The sequence below is a fragment of the Novosphingobium sp. CCH12-A3 genome (assembly GCF_001556015.1).
Lineage (GTDB): Bacteria > Pseudomonadota > Alphaproteobacteria > Sphingomonadales > Sphingomonadaceae > Novosphingobium > Novosphingobium subterraneum.
In genome coordinates this window covers 1-16,176 of the sequence record NZ_LSIA01000158.1, presented here as the reverse complement: position 1 = coordinate 16,176, position 16,176 = coordinate 1, and the positions used below count along the sequence as shown (strand labels likewise).

Below are 16,176 nucleotides of genomic sequence, written 5' to 3'. Positions count from 1 at the left end.
CTGAACAGAGACTTCGGATCCACCACGGCTCTCCATGATCGCTCTCGATCAATGAATCACCATCGACACCGAAACTCCATCGGTTTTTGCGGGTGTCCAGCTAGCCATGTTATTCTCGCACCTTGGCTTATGGGAGCGCGAGGGGCTGAGCCCCTCGCATCAATCCCTTCTTACTTTTTCAACTCCGCCAAAATCACTCCGCCGCAATCCCCGCAGCGCCGAACATGTCGACGTCCACCTCGACCGGCGCTTCGACATTCGCCGCCGACTTCGCCGTGCGGCGCTTGTCGAAGCTCGACCACACCGTGTTCCAGTCGCCCTTGGTCGCCGCCTTCGAGTATTCCGTGGCGCGGGTTTCGAAGAAGTTGGCGTGTTCGACGCCGTTGAGGAGCGGGGCGAGCCAGGGGAGCGGGTGGTCTTCGATCATGTAGATCGCCGGCAGGCCGAGCTGCGACAGGCGCCAGTCGGCGATGTAGCGGATGTAGCGCTTGATTTCCTTGGCGCTCATGCCCGGTACCGGGCCCTGTTCGAAGGCGAGGTCGATGAAGGCGTCTTCGAGGCGCACCGTCTTCTGGCAGCAGTCGATGATGTCTTCCTTCACCGCCTTGGTCAGGCAGCCGCGCTCTTTCACGAAGGCGTGGAACAGGCGGGTGATGCCTTCGCAGTGGAGCGATTCATCGCGGACCGACCACGAAACGATCTGGCCCATGCCCTTCATCTTGTTGAAGCGCGGGAAGTTCATCAGCATGGCGAAGCTGGCGAAGAGCTGCAGGCCCTCGGTGAAGCCGCCGAACATGGCCAGCGTGCGGGCGATGTCCTCGTCGTTGTCGACGCCGAAGGTCTGCAGGTAATCGTGCTTGGCCTTCAGCTCCTCGTATTCGAGGAACATGCCGTATTCGCTTTCAGGCATGCCGATGGTGTCGAGCAGGTGCGAATAGGCGGCGATGTGCACCGTCTCCATGTTGGAGAAGGCGGCGAGCATCATCTTGATCTCGGTCGGCTTGAACACGCGGCCGTATTGTTCGTGGTAGCAGTTCTGCACTTCCACGTCGGCCTGGGTGAAGAAGCGGAAGATCTGCGTGAGCAGGTTGCGCTCGTGATCCGAGATCTTCTGCGCCCAGTCGCGGCAATCCTCGCCCAGCGGCACCTCTTCGGGCATCCAGTGGATCTGCTGCTGGCGCTTCCAGAATTCGTAGGCCCAGGGATATTCGAAGGGCTTGTAGGTCGGGCGGGCTTCAAGAAGGGGCATGGCGGTGTCCTGTGCTGATTCTTTGAATGTAAGGTCTGATGCGGTCAGGCAAAAGCGCGGGCGCGGCCTTTGCGGGGGATAGTGGCGGGGTTTTCCACGCGATTGAATCGTGCCCTTTGGGGCAGGAACCCTCGACCCGGCGACAGGGGCCATCGGACTGGCGCTGCGCCCGGTTTCGAAGCGGAACGGCGGACCCGGCGCACGGTTGTGAAGGCAAGGGCGCGCGATCGGCAGCGCCCGTGAAACTTCATAGAATTCGCAGGAGAATTGCCATGGGCGAGTACGAGCCGAACGATTCCCGCAACGTCACCGGCGCCAATGCCGGCGAGGGGCAGCAGCAACAGCAGGGCGGAACCGGCCAGGCCGACCGTCAGGAAGGCATCCGCAGCCCCGGAGGTGCCGACCAGCAGACCGGCGGCGACCGCTGGAGCGGCGACTACACCGGTGGCCAGATGGGCCAGCAGTCCGAACGGCAGAACCAGGGCCCCAACAGCTCGCGTTCCGACAATTCCGGCACCGAGGGCCAACAGGTCCAGTTCGACGCGGGCCAGCGCCAGATGGGCGGGGGGCAGTCGGGCGAACAGATGGGCTACGGCAACAGCACCGAACGCACTTCGGGCATCCGAGAGCATATGGAAGTGATCGGCGCCGATGGCGTGCACATCGGCACGGTCGATGGCGTCGATGGCGACCGGATCAAGCTGACCAAGAAGGACTCCGGCGCGGGTTTCGAAGGTGGAACCCATTCCGGCCACCATCATTACCTCTCCACCGGGCTCGTCGCCGAAATCGAAGGCGACAAGGTTCGCCTGTCGGCGAACGGCGATGTGGCCTGGGGCATGCTCGAGGAAGAATAAGTCCGGAAAGGCAGCGAGGCCTTCCCGCTGTCCTGTCCCGGCGGATCGCCGGGTGCCGGATCGCAAGAACGTCCCGCCCCCTTCGGGACCAGGTCGTGCCACGCGACCGGAGAGCGCTCCGCCGAAAGGCGGGGCGTTTTTCTTTATTTGCGGGGTGCGAAAAGCCCATCCGGGCTTTCCTAGCGGCACCTGCCCGCTCCCCCGCCCCGCTACCCACGAGAGTACCCTGAATGGGTGGCCGGGCGGGGGAGAGGGCCGGTGCCGCAAGCCCCTGACGGACGTCAGGGGCGCAACCAGCGAAGACTCGCTTACTTCCAGAACCAGCCGGGCTTGAGGCTGCGGTCCTTGCGGTTCTTCCACATCGAGAAGTACATCCACAGGCCCGAGATGCTGAAGAACAGCAGCGCCAGACCGGTCATCAGCGAGATTGCGGTGCCGACAGGACCGAATTCCTCGCCCGAATGCAGGTGGTGGAACCAGCCGACCAGCGACTTCATCCCGCCCGGAGGCGCCTTGGGGCGGCACATCATGGTTTCGGGACAGACGAAACCCTGCGGAACGGGCGGAGGTCCGGCCTGCTCCCCAGCTGGCCAGAGCGCCGTCACGTGGCTGGCGACGCCGGTGAAGGCCATCCAGATCATGAAGACCCCGAAGAACACCGTGATCCAGCGGTGCCACTTGCGCATGAAACGAACCCCTTTGATAATGCGAATTGATCGCAAGATTAGACAAAGCCGCCTTAGCGGGCCTGACCGGGATCGTGCAAGCACAAGTCTTGTCGCGGATTGTCGCACAGATGCGCCAGCCGCAAAGTGTCGCGGGGTGTAACGGGGATGTTAGCAGTTCGTATTTCACCCGAGCACCGAATTGCCTACAACGAGCAAACCGACGGTCGCGACGAAAATGCCCTGCAATCGGTAGAACAGTTTAGTGCCCGAGCCGATTGGCCCCGCCACGATGCCATATCGCTTCCGCCAAAAGTCGGACTGCCATTGCGCGAACACGGCAGGCCGAAGAGTCATCGCCAAGCCGGCGATGACCCATGGAAGAGCGATGAGCAGTGTGGGCCATTTCGCTACAACGTCAGTCGTCACGGACATGGCCCGCAGGCTCCCTCACGCCATCACTGGCAGGCCAGGCATTCCTCGTAGTCGGTCTGGCCGGCCGACAGTTCGATCTTGGGGGCCTGCGCGGTGTTGTCTGCCTCGACGCCGCCGGCGAAGCCTGCGCGCTGGACCGACTTGGAGCGGAGGTAATAGAGGCTCTTGATGCCCTTCTCCCACGCCTGGAAGTGGAGCATCATGAGGTCCCACTTGTCGACATCGGCCGGGATGTAGAGGTTCAGCGACTGGGCCTGGTCGATGTAGGGCGTGCGGTCTGCCGCGAATTCGAGCAGCCAGCGCTGGTCGATCTCGAAGCTGGTCTTGTAGATCGCCTTTTCCTCAGGGCTGAGGAAATCGAGATGCTGGACCGAGCCACCCTGCTCGAGGATCGAGTTCCACACGTTGGTGGAATCCTTGCTCTTTTCGGCCAGAAGCTTCTGCAGATAGGGGTTCTTGACCACGAACGAGCCCGACAGGGTCTTGTGCGTGTAGATGTTGGCCGGGATCGGCTCGATGCAGGCAGAGGTGCCGCCGCAGATGATCGAGATCGACGCGGTCGGCGCAATCGCCATCTTGCAGGAGAAGCGCTGCATCACGCCCATTTCGGCAGCGTCCGGACATGCACCGCGTTCCTGCGCGAGCAGGATCGAAGCCTCGTCCGCCTTGGCGGCGACGTGCTTGAACATCTTGAGGTTCCACGCCTTGGCCATCGCAGATTCAAAGGCGATGCCCTTGAGCTGGAGGAAGGAGTGGAAGCCCATCACGCCCATGCCGACCGAGCGTTCGCGCATGGCCGAGTACTTGGCACGGGCCATCTCGCTGGGCGCGCGGTCGATGTAGTCCTGCAGCACGTTGTCGAGGAAGCGCAGCACGTCCTCGATGAAGCGCTTGTCGCCGTTCCACTCGTCCCAGGTTTCAAGGTTGAGCGAGGACAGGCAGCACACCGCGGTACGATCGTTGCCGAGGTGATCGCGGCCCGTCGGCAGGGTGATTTCCGAGCAGAGGTTCGAGGTCGAGACCTTCAGCCCCAGGTCGCGGTGATGCTTGGGCATCATGCGGTTCACCGTGTCGTTGAACACAATGTAGGGCTCGCCCGTGGCAAGGCGGGTTTCAACGAGCTTCTGGAACAGCGAACGCGCATCGACCGTGCTGCGAATCGAGCCGTCCTTGGGGCTGCGCAGGTGGAATTCCGTGCCATCGCGCACGGCTTCCATGAATTCGTCGGTCAGCAGCACGCCATGATGGAGGTTCAGCGCCTTGCGGTTGAAGTCACCCGAAGGTTTGCGGATCTCGAGGAACTCCTCGATTTCCGGGTGCGAAACGTCGAGATAGCAGGCCGCCGAACCGCGCCGCAGCGAACCCTGGCTGATCGCCAGCGTCAGCGAATCCATCACGCGCACGAAGGGGATGATGCCGCTGGTCTTGCCGTTGAGGCCGACGCTCTCGCCGATGCCGCGGACCTTGCCCCAATAGGTGCCGATGCCGCCGCCGCGCGAGGCGAGCCAGACGTTCTCGTTCCACGTCGCGACAATGCCTTCGAGGCTGTCATCGACCGAGTTGAGGTAGCACGAGATCGGAAGGCCGCGCCCGGTGCCGCCGTTCGACAGAACCGGCGTGGCTGGCATGAACCACAGCTTCGAGATGTAGTCGTAGAGACGCTGGGCGTGCTCCTGATCGTCGGCATAGGCATCGGCCACGCGCGCGAACAGGTCCTGATACTTCTCGCCGGGGAGCAGGTAGCGGTCGTCCAGCGTGTCCTTGCCGAAATCGGTCAGGCGCGCATCGCGGCTGTCATCCGTCACGATGGTAAAGCGGCGCGGATTGACCTTCTTGGAATCGCTGACCGGCGCGGCCGCAACGGCAGCCGCTGCGACGGTGGCGGCCATGCCTGCGACAAGTGCTTCGCTGCCTGCGTCCTTGGCGTCCATATCCATCGCCTTTGCTTCACCGGCCGCAGCCGGAGCGCCTGCAAGCGCCAGTTCGTCCTGCGCAACCACGGAGCCGTCTCCAGTTCTGAAATCCACGTTCAACCCCCGTTCGCACCCCGCAGCCAAGGCCCGGGCGATCAATCGACACTCGAATCGGGCGAGTGGCCCAATCCTACAAGAGACGGAACGAAAGTGGAACATGTTGTTCCGCAGGCGCTCGGCTCCAGAATTCCCGATCACGGCCCCGTGTGCCCTGCGCGCAGGCAATGCGTTGCCATTGCGCGCAAAACACGCCCAAGCGCTCTAAACTAGGTTTAGAGGTCCCCCTGAAGCCCGACCACAACCCATAGTGCCTCAACCGGATTCAGACACAAGAGGGTAAACATCCGCAGGGAGACTCGATTCGTCGCACGTGCGATTCGCTTCGTCGCCAGAAGAGCTATTGTGCAGTGCAGCGACGCGTGGACTTTCCTGCACTTCAAGGGCGAAACGACGCCGGTCGAAATATTTTTCGGGTTGGCCACCAACTTGTGGACAAGAGAGCGTCAACCGGCACCATATGTGGTGTCCACAGGAACGGAGTGCAGGTGTGCTGAATCTGATCTCGATTGTCTTCACCGGTCTGGTGGTCGGCGTGCTGGCGCGGTTCTTCTATCCCGGCGACGTCGACATCGGCATGCTCAAGACCGTGCTGCTGGGGGTAGGCGGCGCGCTTGTCGCAGGCCTGTTCGCCAGTTGGCGCAGCGGCCGGACGTTCGGCGAAGGCGTCAACCGCGCAGGCTGCCTCGCCTCGGTCATCGGAGCGATGCTGCTCATCTTCCTTGGGCGCAATCTTTAAGCCTAAGCCCGAGGCGCAATGCGGCGATAGCTGAGCGCTTCGGCCACATGGATGCGACCCACTGTGTCCGCGCCGGCCAGATCGGCGATCGTCCGCGCCACGCGCAGCATGCGGGTATAGCCGCGCGCGGAGAGGCGCATCGCTTCGGCAGCCTGTGCGAGCAGCTTGCGCCCGGGTTCGTCCGGAGTTGCGTGGATGTCCAGCAGATCGCCGTTAAGCTCGGCGTTGCTGCGGGCGTTGGTGCCCTCGAGCCGGGCAACTTGCAGCGCCCTCGCCCGCGCCACCCGCGCGGCCACCTGGTCGGAACCTTCTGCAGGCGGCGGAAGCGCCAGATCCGCCGCGGAGACCGGATCGACCTCGACATGGAGGTCTATGCGATCAAGCAGCGGGCCTGACACCTTGGACTGATAGTCGCCGGCACAGCGGGGGGCACGGCTGCACCCCAGCGCCGGATCGCCCAGATGGCCGCAGCGGCACGGGTTCATCGCCGCGATCAGCTGCACGCGCGCCGGGAAGGTCACGTGCGCGTTGGCGCGGGCCACGGTCACCTCGCCCGTCTCCAGCGGCTGGCGCAGGGAATCGAGCACGGCGCGCTGAAACTCGGGCAGTTCGTCGAGGAACAGGACGCCGAGGTGCGCAAGGCTCACTTCGCCGGGACGCACTTTCAGCCCGCCCCCGGTCAAGGCGGCCATGGAAGCGGAATGGTGGGGAGCCCGGAACGGCCGGGCACGGCTGATGCGGCCGTCCTCGAGCGTGCCGGCCACCGACGCCACCATTGACACCTCGAGCGCCTCGGACGGGGTCAGCTCAGGCAGGATGCCGGGCAGGCACGAGGCCATCAGCGACTTGCCCGCGCCCGGCGGCCCGATCATCAGCAGGTTATGCCCGCCAGCCGCCGCAATCTCCAGCGCGCGCTTGGCGGTTTCCTGGCCCTTGACCTGCTTGAGATCGGCCAGGCGACGCGGTGGCTCGGCCACGCCCTGAGAAGGCTGGGGGAGGCGGTGCTGACCCTTCAGGTGATTGAGCAGGCCGATGAGGTCCGGTGCGGCGATCATGTCGATCCCGCTGGCCCAGCGTGCCTCGGGCCCTTGCGCGGCAGGGCAGATCAGGCCCTTCTCCTCACCACTGGCATGAAGCGCGGCGAGCAGTACGCCAGGTGACGGCAGCACGCGGCCATCCAATGCCAGCTCTCCCACTGCCACATAGTCAGCGATCTGTTCGAGATCGACCACCCCCATCGCGGCGAGCAAAGCGAGCGCGATCGGGAGATCGTAGTGCGAGCCTTCCTTGGGCAGATCAGCCGGCGACAGGTTCACCGTGATCCGTTTGGGCGGCAGTGCGAGACCGAGTGCGGAAAGCGCCGAGGAAACCCGCTCCCGGCTTTCGCCCACCGCCTTGTCGGGCAGGCCGACGAGCCGGAAGGCGGGCAAACCGGGCGCCACCTGGCACTGCACTTCGACGGCGCGCGCCTCGAGCCCGAGATAGGCGACCGTCGACACCAGCGCGACCATCGATACTGCACTCCATCCGCAATGCTACTTAGCCTAGCAGCGGTGCGGCCAGTACGGTGGCGGGATGCGGCCATTTTCGAGGCATTCGCAGCCAGTCGCGGGTCATGGTGAAGCGATCTTAACCGCGTCCCTTGGCAATTCGGCAATCCGCGCGCGCGGAAAAGGCTGACCATGCTCCGCCGCGCGCTTCTTCCCGCGATCTTCGCCATTCTCGCCTGCCAGCCGGTGCTGGCGCGCGAGGTGACGACGCGCGAGGTAACGACACGGACCTGGGTGGAGAACGGCGTCACATGGACCGAGACGACGGTCGTCGAAGTCGAGGAGCCGGGCTCCGAACGCATCGCCGGGCTGCCCCGCGCCGATGTGAAGGGCGTCGCCAGCTTCGGGCCGTTCGAGGTGCTGGACGGCAGCCGGGCCGCACTCGTCGCCGAAACCGACAGCTATTCGCCTGCCGACTTCCAGAAGATGCTGCGCGCCTTCCCCGGCATTCGCATGCTCGAAATGCCGGACTGCCCCGGCACGGTCGACGATCACGCGAATCTGCGCCTCGGCCGCATGATCCGCGCCCGCGGCATTGCCACGCGCGTGCCGGAACACGGCTCGGTCCGCTCGGGCGCGGTCGAGCTGTTCCTTGCGGGAGCGAGCCGCAGCGCTGCGCCCGATGCCGAGTTCGTGGTCCATTCCTGGATCGACGATGAGGGTCTCGAGCCGGACGATTTCAGTGCGTCCGACCCGGTCAACCGCGCGTACCTCGACTACTACCGCGAAATGGGCCTTGGGCCGGACAAGGCCTCGGCGTTCTACGCGCTGACCAACTCGGTGCCGAACGATCAGATCCTGACGCTCGGCACCGCCGATCTCGCGCAATACGCAGCGCTCGACTGACGATCAGTGCGCCGCGCCCCATGACAGGCCGGTGCCGATCTCCACGCCAAGCGGCACACTGAGCTTCACCGCAGGCTCGGCCGCCGTCGCCATGACCCGCTCGATCACCGGCCTGGCTTTCTCCACATCGCCTTCCGGCAGTTCGAAGACGAGTTCGTCGTGGACCTGCAGGAGCATCTTCACGCGGGGCAAGCCTGCTTCGGCGAGGGCCGGCATCATCCGGGCCATGGCGCGCTTGATGATGTCGGCGCTGGTGCCCTGGATCGGGGCGTTTATCGCGGCACGCTCGCTGCCCTGCCGTTCGGCCTGGTTCTTAGAGCCGATGCGCGGGAACCACGTCTTGCGGCCGAACAGCGTCTGCGAATAGCCACACTCGCGCACGCTCTCCAATGTTTCGTGGATGTAGCGCTGGATGCCGGGGAAGCGTTCGAAGTAGCGGTCGATCATGGCCTGCGCCTCGTCCGCGCTAACGCCCAGACGCCCCCCCAGGCCCCAGCGGCTGATGCCGTAGAGGATGGCGAAGTTGATCGTCTTGGCCCGTCCTCGCGTGTCACGATCGACGGTGCCGAACATTTCCATTGCGGTGCGCGCGTGGATGTCCTCTCCGGCAGCGAAGGCTTCCTTCAGCGCCGGCACATCGGCCATGTGCGCGGCAAGGCGCAGTTCGATCTGGCTGTAGTCCGCGGCCAGCAGCACATTGCCGGGCTCGGCAACGAAGGCATCGCGGATCTGGCGGCCGATCTCGGTTCGGATCGGGATGTTCTGCAGGTTGGGTTCGTTTGACGAGAGACGCCCGGTCTGCGCACCGACGAGACTGTAGCTGGTGTGCACGCGCCCGGTCTCGGGGTTGATCGCGGCCTGCAGCGCATCGGTATAGGTCGACTTGAGCTTGGACAGTTGGCGCCATTCCAGCACCAGCGTCGCCACTTCCGCCCCTTGCCCGGCCAGACCTTCGAGCACCGACTGGTCGGTGGAGTACTGCCCGGTCTTGCCCTTCTTGCCACCCTTGTAGCCGAGCTTGTCGAACAGGATCTCGCCCAGTTGCTTGGGGCTCCCGATGGTGAAGCTCTGTCCGCACTTCTCGAAGATCACGCTTTCGAGGCGCGCGATCTGGGCGGCAAACTCTGTGGAGAGGCCGGACAACCGCTCGCGGTCCACCTTGATGCCGTTACGTTCCATCATCGCGACGACCCGCACGAGCGGACGATCGACCTTCTGGTAGATTCGCATGCCCGCCTCGTCGACCAGCCGCGGCTGGAACAGGCGATGCAGGCGCCACGTGACGTCGGCGTCCTCTGCGGCATAGCGCGTGGCGTCGGCCAGCGGCACTTCGGCGAACGAGATCGCCTTCTTGCCGTTGCCGCACAGGTCCTTGAACTTCATCGTGGTGTGCAGCAGGTGCCGCTCTGCCAGTTCGTCCATGCCGTGGCCGGCAAGGCCGGTCTCGCTGCGTCCGGCATCAAGGCAGAAGCTCATCACCATGGTATCGTCGATCGGCGCGACATGGACGCCGTGGCGCGCAAGGATGTTGATGTCGTATTTGATGTTCTGGCCGACCTTCAACACCGCGTCACTTTCCAGGAGCGGCTTCAGTGCGGCCAGTGCCTCGGCGCGATCGATCTGCACCGGCCTTTCCGCAAACATGTCCGCGCCGCCATGGCCGAGCGGAATGTAGCAGGCATCGTTCGGCCCAAGCGCAAGGCTCACGCCGACCAGGCTGGCGCGCATTGCGTCAAGCGCGCTCGTTTCCGTATCGATCGCCACCACCCGCGCTTCGAACGCCCGCGCGATCCACTGCTGCAGCTCGCCCATCGACTGGATGCAGGCATAGGCGCCAAGATCGACCGCCGGCCATGACGGCAGCGACTGCCGGTTGCCCGCAGGTGCGGCCGGAGCCGCCATGTTTTCGGGCTTGGCGGGATTGAGCTGGGTCTTTGGCCCCGGGCTGCCCTTGCCGTCGTCAAGACGACGCAGCAGGCTGGTGAAACCGTGCTCCTCCAGAAACGCTGCAAGCGGATCGCGGGGGATCTGGCCGAGGGCAAAGTCCTCGATCGGAATCGGCAGCGGGCAATCTTCCTTGAGCTGCACCAGCACGCGGGAAAGGCGGGCCATCTCGGCCTGCTCGATCAGGCTCTCGCGCAGCTTGCTCGCCTTCATCGCAGGGGCCGCAGCCAGCGCGGATTCGAGATCGCCGTATTCCTGGATCAGCTTGGTGGCGGTCTTCGGGCCGATGCCGCGAATGCCGGGCACGTTGTCGACCGAATCGCCCATCAGCGCCAGGACGTCACCGACCTTTTCCGGCGGCACGCCGAACTTCTCGACTACTTCGGGAATGTCGATGCGCTGGTTCTTCATCGTGTCCAGCATGTCGATGCAGCCACCACCGGTGGCGCACTTGCCGACCAGTTGCATCAGATCCTTGTCGGAGGAAACGATCGTCACGTCCCAACCGCGCAATGTCGCTGCCCGCGCGTAGGAAGCAATCAGGTCATCGGCCTCAAGCGCGTCCTCCTCGATGCAGGCGAGGCTGAACGCACGTGTTGCATCGCGGATCAGCGGGAACTGCGGGACGAGATCTTCGGGCGGGGGCGGGCGGTTGGCCTTGTACTGGTCGTAGAGGTCGTTCCGGAACGACGTGCCGGCCTTGTCGAGAATGACAGCAAGGTGCGTCGGCCCATCCGCCTTGTGCAGGTCCTCGGCCAGTTTCCACAGCATCGTCGTATAGCCGTAGACCGCGCCAACCGGCGTTCCTTGCGGATTCGTCAGCGGCGGGAGGCGATGATAGGCGCGGAAAATATAGGCCGACCCGTCGACCAGATAGAGATGCTGCTTTTCGCTCATCGGGGGGTGTTAGCAGGGCGCGATGCCCGCGTCATCGCCTTGCTGCAGGGTGGTCGGAACTCAACCCGGCGCATGCAAGCCTCGGCTCAACGCACGGAAATCGGGCAAAAAAAAGGCGGTTCGGCCCAAACACGGGCTAAACTGTGACACAATGCATACGTCTTGTGCTTGCAACGCGATGAATTGCCGATTAATTGGGTCGCGAAGTCTACCGCTTGAGTAGGCTTTGCGGCGGGCTGCTTGCCCGGCGCTGGTCACTTCAATCCAGGGATTGTAACGCATGCGCAAGCTCATCCTCGCCGCTGTCGCCGGCACCGCCTTCGCTCTCGCTGGCTGCTCGGAAAAGCCGGCTGCTGAAGCCACCGAAACCGCTGCTGCTTCGGAAGCTGCTTCGGAAGTCGCTGCTGACGCTTCGGCTCCTGCTGCCGACGCTTCGGCTGAAGCGAGCGAAGCTGCTTCGATGTAATCCCCGCCCGCAAGGGCAGGTTACATGAGATAGAAGGGGCGTGGTCTTCGGATCGCGCCCCTTTCTCTTTGCGGTATGCCGGGCTGATGGCGCGCAAAAAACGGGGGCGGCAAGATCGCCTTGCCGCCCCTCGTTTTTGCGTTTGGTAGGTGTTTCAGGCTTAGAGCCTAGCGGCGGCGAACAAGGTCCTGCGTGCTCTTGGCCACCGGTGTGCTGTAGCCATCATATATCGTGCGCATCATGCGGGCGATCAGACCGGCGTGAGCAGTGTGACCTTCGGGCCCGGTCACAAAGAATACCACGGCAAGGTGCCTGCCATCAGGCAAACGCACGATACCAACATCGTCCGTCACTCCGAACAGCGTGCCCGTCTTGTGGGCGACGAGCGTACCCGCAGGCAGTCCGGCACGAATCCGGTTCTTGCCCGTGCTGGTCCGGGTCATGGTATCGAGCAGCACGGCTCGGCTTTCCGGACTCAAGGCATTGCCCCGATCGATGGCGGCCAGCAACGCAAGCATGGCGCGCGGCGTGCTCGAGGTGCGCACATCAATCACCCGCGCGGCGTCGACCTTGCCATCGTCGCGAACCAGCGTTGCCATTGTATGGTCGAGCCGCTGGCCGGTAATGCCCTTGGACGTGAGCCAACGATTGACCTTGTCGTAACCGCCAACCGCCTGGATCAATCCGTCGGTAGCCTCGTTGTGGCTGCGCGTGATGGAAAGCTCCATCAGGCTCTGCGCGGTCATGATCTGGCCTGAGCGAAGCGGCGCTTCGGCACTGCGCGCGCCGGTTTCGCGCACCGGCATCATCATGGGAAATTGCTGGTCGAGCCGCGCATTGCCCTTCTCGACAAGATCGAGGAACGTGGCCGCGACCGCAATCTTGGCCGTGCTGGCCATCGGGAACGGCATGTCGGCATTCACGAAAATCTGACCGCCCCCATCGAGGTCCATGGCGGCCACGCCGATGCGCCCCCGCCCCTCTGCGGCAATCGCGGCCACCTGCTGCTGGATCGCCTGATCGCGCTGATCCTGAAGCGAAACCGTAGCGCGGCTCTGCACTGCGGGGACCGTGGCGACCAGCGCAGGGGCTGCCACCATCAATGCGGCGATGATTCGTGCGGTGCGGAACTTCATGCCTTCTTGTACCCCGACCCCGGTTTATCCGTCTTTAACACAAGTATCGCGTTGTGATTCTAAGGCAAAGTGCCTTTCGGACCATCTCGGCGCATCCATCGCGCGGATGGGCGCAAGCTGCGGGAACCAATCGCGAATGGCGATTCGCGCTGGACTTTAATCGATCGGTTAAGGATAGTGCCCCCGGACCGGCGGCAAAGCCGGACGTGGAGAGGCAATGGAAACGCTGCTCGAAGCAGTCATGGCAAGGGCGGGGCACGGCGGCAGGATTACCGGCCTGCAGCGGCTCTCCGGCGGCGCAAACATGGAATCATGGGCGTTTGCCTGTGGAGATGGGCGGTTCGTGTTGCGCCGGGCGCCCTCGGCTGAATGGATAGCGGCGCGTCCGCTCGGGATGGATGGTGAAGCCGAACTGATCCGGCAGGCACACGCGTCCGGCGTGAAAGCGCCGGAAGTCGTCGCCGAACTTGCGAGCGCGGATGGCCTTGGCATCGGCTTCATCATGCGTTGCCTGCCGGGCACGGCCGATCCGGAAGTTGCACTCTCATCCTCTCCGGAGCTTGCATCCGATCTCGCAGCGGCAATGGCAGGCATTCACGCCCTTTCGCCCGAAGGCCTGCCTTTCCTTCCGATGCTGGACCCTGCGGAAGGCGTGGAGGGGCTCGCCCGCCAGTTCGAGGAAGCCGGCGGCGACCGACCGGTAATTGCGCTGGGCCTCGCCTGGCTTCGCACCAACCTGCCATCGCCGACATCGCCCGTCGTCGTCCATGGCGATTTCCGCATCGGCAACCTCATGGTTGACGCAGGGCGCCTGTCGGGCGTGCTCGATTGGGAACTGGCCCATCTTGGCGACGGGCATGAGGACCTAGCCTATGGCTGCATGACGGTGTGGCGGTTCGGAAGGCTCGACAAGCAAGGGTTCGGCCTGACCGATGTAGCTACCCTGGCCCGGGCCTATGAAGACGCCGGCGGTAAACGGTTTGATGCAGTCCGCTTCCGCTTCTGGCTGATCTATCGAACGGTTTGGTGGGCGCTTGGCTGCCTATCGATGGGCCAATCATGGCGATCCGGCACCGATCGGTCACTTGAGCGAGTCGTCGTCGCCCGCCGCTGCGCGGAACAGGAACTCGACCTGCTGCTGCTGCTCGAAAGCGAAGCACCACAGGCGGAGCGCGAGCGCTTCCTGCCTCCCGCGTCCGAGCCCGCACCCGGAAGTCGGGGCGAGCCAACGGCAACAGAAGTCCTGACCGCTGTCTCGGAATGGCTCGCCGCCACGGTCAAAGGCAAGCTCGACGGCCGTGAGCGCTGGGAGCTAGCCGTCGCCCAGAACGCGCTGGGTATCGTGCGCCGCGAACTTGCCGGGCGCGCTGATCCGGCAGACAAGGTCCTCGCCGAGGACATTCTTGCCGGGCGCCAGTCGCTTCAGACGGAAGGGCTCCTTGCGACGCTCCGCTCCCGAACCCTGTCCACGCTTTCCGCCGACATGCCCAAGTATCCCGCGCTGGCGTCCGCCCGCACCCTCTGGAGCCAAGCCTGATGGACTTCGACCTTCCCCAAGACCTCGTCGCCTACATCGCCGAACTCGATGCCTTCATCGAGGCAGAGATCAAACCGCTTGAACAGGCGGACGACAATATCCGCTTCTTCGACCACCGCCGCGAATGGGCGCGCACCGATTTCGACAACGGCGGCCTGCCGCGCCATGAATGGGAAGCGCTATTGGTCGAAGCCACCCGCCGTGCCGATGCGGCGGGGCACTGGCGCTTTTCCGCGCCGAAGAAGTACGGCGGCAAGGACGGCAAGAACCTGTGGATGGCAGTGATCCGCGAACACTTCGCGGCGAAGGGCCTGGGGCTCCACAATGACCTGCAGAACGAGCACTCGATCGTCGGCAACTTCCCGTTCGTGAACATGTTCGAGCATTTCGGCACACCGGAACAGCAAGCGGAGTTTATCGAAGGGGGCTTTGCCCGCACGCGCCGCACCGCCTTCGGCCTTACCGAACCCGATCACGGCTCCGACGCCACCCACATGGAAACCCGCGCAGTGCCGGAAACGCGCGACGGGGTATCTGGCTGGCGCATCGATGGCGAGAAGATGTGGACCACCGGCATGCACGTTGCCACCCACTGCGCCACTTTCGCACGGACGAATGGCGATGCGGGCGATGCGCGCGGCATCACCTGCTTCCTCGTGCCCAACCCGACCGAGGGGCTGGTCATCGAAGAGTACCTGTGGACCTTCAATATGCCGACCGACCACCCGCGGGTGTCGTTTACCAACGTCTGGGTGCCGGACAGCGCGATTCTCGGCCCCGTTGGCGGAGGCTTGGCCATCGCGCAGAGCTTCGTTCACCAGAACCGGATCCGCCAGGCAGCATCATCGCTGGGCGCGGCTACCTTCTGCGTCGAGGAGTCGGTGCGCTATGCGCGGGAACGCAAGCCTTTCGGCGAGGAGCTTGCCCGCAACCAGGCGATCCAGTTCCCGCTCGTGGAGCTTGCCACGCAGTGCGAGATGCTGCGCCTTCTGATCCGCAAGACGGCCTGGGAGATGGACCGCCTCGAGGCCGAAGAGGGTGGCCACAAGCGCATCGAGCGTGAACTTTCGGACAAGGTCTCGATGTGCAATTACTGGGCGAACCGGCTGGTCTGCGAAGCAGCCGACCGTGCCATGCAGGTCCACGGGGGCATCGGCTATTCGCGCCACAAGCCGTTCGAGCACATATTCCGGCATCACCGCCGCTACCGCATCACCGAAGGCGCGGAAGAGATCCAGATGCGGAAGGTCGGCGCCTTCCTGTTCGGCTATCTCGGGCCGAGGAAGGGCCAGTTCTGACAGGCGGGGGAGCCGTCAGCAGCTCCCCCGGCCGACACTTCAGGCAAGCGCCGCCTTGAGATCGTCGACGAGGTCGGTGCGCTCCCACGGGAAGAAGTCGCCTTCGGCCTTGCGACCGAAATGGCCATAGGCTGCGGTCGGCTGGTAAATCGGCTTGTTGAGCCCCAGGTGCGTGCGGATCGCGCGCGGGGTCAGGCCCCCGAGCTTGGCAATACCCAGGATCGCCTGCTCGATCTTGTCGTCGCCGACGGTGCCCGTCTCGTGCGTGTCGACATAGAGCGACAGCGGCTTCGACACGCCGATGGCATAGGCGATCTGGATGGTGCAGCGCGTGGCAAGGCCGGCGGCAACCACGTTCTTGGCAAGGTAGCGCGTGATGTAAGCAGCCGAACGGTCAACCTTGGTCGGGTCCTTGCCCGAGAATGCGCCGCCGCCGTGGGGAGCCGCGCCGCCATAGGTGTCGACGATGATCTTGCGGCCCGTCAGACCAGCATCGCCGTCAGGCTGTCTCTTATACACATCTCCGA

14 protein-coding genes are annotated in these 16,176 nt (G+C 64.3%); 6 read left to right on the top strand and 8 right to left on the bottom strand.

Features of this window, described 5'->3' with window-relative positions:
- Window positions 1–193 precede the first annotated feature (193 nt).
- Window positions 194–1,249 carry a ribonucleotide-diphosphate reductase subunit beta gene (locus tag AX703_RS12260; RefSeq protein ID WP_039333582.1) on the bottom strand — a complete coding sequence of 352 codons (1,056 nt, stop codon included), beginning with the start codon at window positions 1,247–1,249 and terminating at the stop codon, window positions 194–196.
- A gap of 584 nt (window positions 1,250–1,833) precedes the next feature.
- Between AX703_RS12260 and AX703_RS12255 the strand changes: the two genes are divergently transcribed.
- Window positions 1,834–2,106 (top strand): DUF2171 domain-containing protein, encoded by a 273-nt coding sequence (locus tag AX703_RS12255; RefSeq protein WP_039333750.1) that lies wholly within the window; start codon window positions 1,834–1,836, stop codon window positions 2,104–2,106.
- Window positions 2,107–2,414: 308 nt separating this feature from the next.
- Here AX703_RS12255 and AX703_RS12250 read toward each other — a convergent pair whose 3' ends face one another.
- The 3 genes from AX703_RS12250 to AX703_RS12240 form a co-directional block, all read right to left on the bottom strand.
- Window positions 2,415–2,876, bottom strand: coding sequence for a PepSY domain-containing protein (locus AX703_RS12250; protein WP_255355056.1), 462 nt, complete (start codon window positions 2,874–2,876; stop codon window positions 2,415–2,417).
- Window positions 2,877–2,957: 81 nt separating this feature from the next.
- Window positions 2,958–3,206 carry a hypothetical protein gene (locus tag AX703_RS12245; protein WP_039333580.1) on the bottom strand — a complete coding sequence of 83 codons (249 nt, stop codon included), beginning with the start codon at window positions 3,204–3,206 and terminating at the stop codon, window positions 2,958–2,960.
- A 23-nt stretch (window positions 3,207–3,229) separates the two neighbouring features.
- Window positions 3,230–5,233 carry a ribonucleoside-diphosphate reductase subunit alpha gene (locus tag AX703_RS12240; RefSeq protein ID WP_039333748.1) on the bottom strand — a complete coding sequence of 668 codons (2,004 nt, stop codon included), beginning with the start codon at window positions 5,231–5,233 and terminating at the stop codon, window positions 3,230–3,232.
- A gap of 493 nt (window positions 5,234–5,726) precedes the next feature.
- Between AX703_RS12240 and AX703_RS12235 the strand changes: the two genes are divergently transcribed.
- A complete protein-coding gene (locus AX703_RS12235) occupies window positions 5,727–5,975 on the top strand; it encodes a GlsB/YeaQ/YmgE family stress response membrane protein (protein WP_039333578.1) in 249 nt (82 codons plus the stop codon).
- A 2-nt stretch (window positions 5,976–5,977) separates the two neighbouring features.
- Here the strand turns inward: AX703_RS12235 and AX703_RS12230 are convergent, their stop codons facing one another.
- Entirely contained in the window at window positions 5,978–7,486 is a 1,509-nt protein-coding gene (locus AX703_RS12230; RefSeq protein ID WP_062344379.1) for a YifB family Mg chelatase-like AAA ATPase, read from the bottom strand.
- 171 nt (window positions 7,487–7,657) lie between these two features.
- Between AX703_RS12230 and AX703_RS12225 the strand changes: the two genes are divergently transcribed.
- Window positions 7,658–8,371 (top strand): hypothetical protein, encoded by a 714-nt coding sequence (locus AX703_RS12225; protein ID WP_039333574.1) that lies wholly within the window; start codon window positions 7,658–7,660, stop codon window positions 8,369–8,371.
- A gap of 3 nt (window positions 8,372–8,374) precedes the next feature.
- On the opposite strand, the gene polA is transcribed toward AX703_RS12225, so the two are convergent.
- Window positions 8,375–11,212: a DNA polymerase I gene (gene polA / locus AX703_RS12220; RefSeq protein WP_039333572.1), complete on the bottom strand. Its 2,838-nt coding sequence runs from the start codon at window positions 11,210–11,212 to the stop codon at window positions 8,375–8,377.
- 280 nt (window positions 11,213–11,492) lie between these two features.
- On the opposite strand from polA, the gene AX703_RS12215 reads away from it, so the two are divergent.
- Entirely contained in the window at window positions 11,493–11,678 is a 186-nt protein-coding gene (locus tag AX703_RS12215) for a hypothetical protein (protein ID WP_039333570.1), read from the top strand.
- Between the two features lie 167 nt (window positions 11,679–11,845).
- Here the strand turns inward: AX703_RS12215 and AX703_RS12210 are convergent, their stop codons facing one another.
- Window positions 11,846–12,814, bottom strand: a complete 969-nt coding sequence (locus AX703_RS12210; RefSeq protein WP_039333568.1) for a class A beta-lactamase — start codon at window positions 12,812–12,814, stop codon at window positions 11,846–11,848.
- A gap of 217 nt (window positions 12,815–13,031) precedes the next feature.
- Between AX703_RS12210 and AX703_RS12205 the strand changes: the two genes are divergently transcribed.
- Both AX703_RS12205 and AX703_RS12200 read left to right on the top strand, forming a co-directional pair.
- Window positions 13,032–14,351, top strand: coding sequence for a phosphotransferase (locus AX703_RS12205; RefSeq protein WP_062344377.1), 1,320 nt, complete (start codon window positions 13,032–13,034; stop codon window positions 14,349–14,351).
- Window positions 14,351–15,649: an acyl-CoA dehydrogenase family protein gene (locus AX703_RS12200; protein WP_062344375.1), complete on the top strand. Its 1,299-nt coding sequence runs from the start codon at window positions 14,351–14,353 to the stop codon at window positions 15,647–15,649. Before AX703_RS12205 ends, AX703_RS12200 begins: the two co-directional genes overlap by 1 nt.
- A gap of 39 nt (window positions 15,650–15,688) precedes the next feature.
- Here the strand turns inward: AX703_RS12200 and AX703_RS12195 are convergent.
- Window positions 15,689–16,176: methionine adenosyltransferase domain-containing protein (locus tag AX703_RS12195; RefSeq protein WP_197423702.1), on the bottom strand; the 488-nt coding region annotated here is incomplete at its 5' end.

Excerpts from the sequence above, each read along its gene's own strand:
- AX703_RS12260 (WP_039333582.1), bottom strand. The coding sequence starts at position 1,249 with ATGCCCCTTCTTGAAGCCCGCCCGACCTACAAGCCCTTCGAATATCCC.
- AX703_RS12205 (WP_062344377.1), top strand. The coding sequence starts at position 13,032 with ATGGAAACGCTGCTCGAAGCAGTCATGGCAAGGGCGGGGCACGGCGGC.
- AX703_RS12255 (WP_039333750.1), top strand. The coding sequence starts at position 1,834 with ATGGGCTACGGCAACAGCACCGAACGCACTTCGGGCATCCGAGAGCAT.
- AX703_RS12200 (WP_062344375.1), top strand. The coding sequence starts at position 14,351 with ATGGACTTCGACCTTCCCCAAGACCTCGTCGCCTACATCGCCGAACTC.
- AX703_RS12245 (WP_039333580.1), bottom strand. The coding sequence starts at position 3,206 with ATGTCCGTGACGACTGACGTTGTAGCGAAATGGCCCACACTGCTCATC.
- AX703_RS12230 (WP_062344379.1), bottom strand. The coding sequence starts at position 7,486 with ATGGTCGCGCTGGTGTCGACGGTCGCCTATCTCGGGCTCGAGGCGCGC.
- polA (WP_039333572.1), bottom strand. The coding sequence starts at position 11,212 with ATGAGCGAAAAGCAGCATCTCTATCTGGTCGACGGGTCGGCCTATATT.
- AX703_RS12225 (WP_039333574.1), top strand. The coding sequence starts at position 7,658 with ATGCTCCGCCGCGCGCTTCTTCCCGCGATCTTCGCCATTCTCGCCTGC.
- AX703_RS12215 (WP_039333570.1), top strand. The coding sequence starts at position 11,493 with ATGCGCAAGCTCATCCTCGCCGCTGTCGCCGGCACCGCCTTCGCTCTC.
- AX703_RS12210 (WP_039333568.1), bottom strand. The coding sequence starts at position 12,814 with ATGAAGTTCCGCACCGCACGAATCATCGCCGCATTGATGGTGGCAGCC.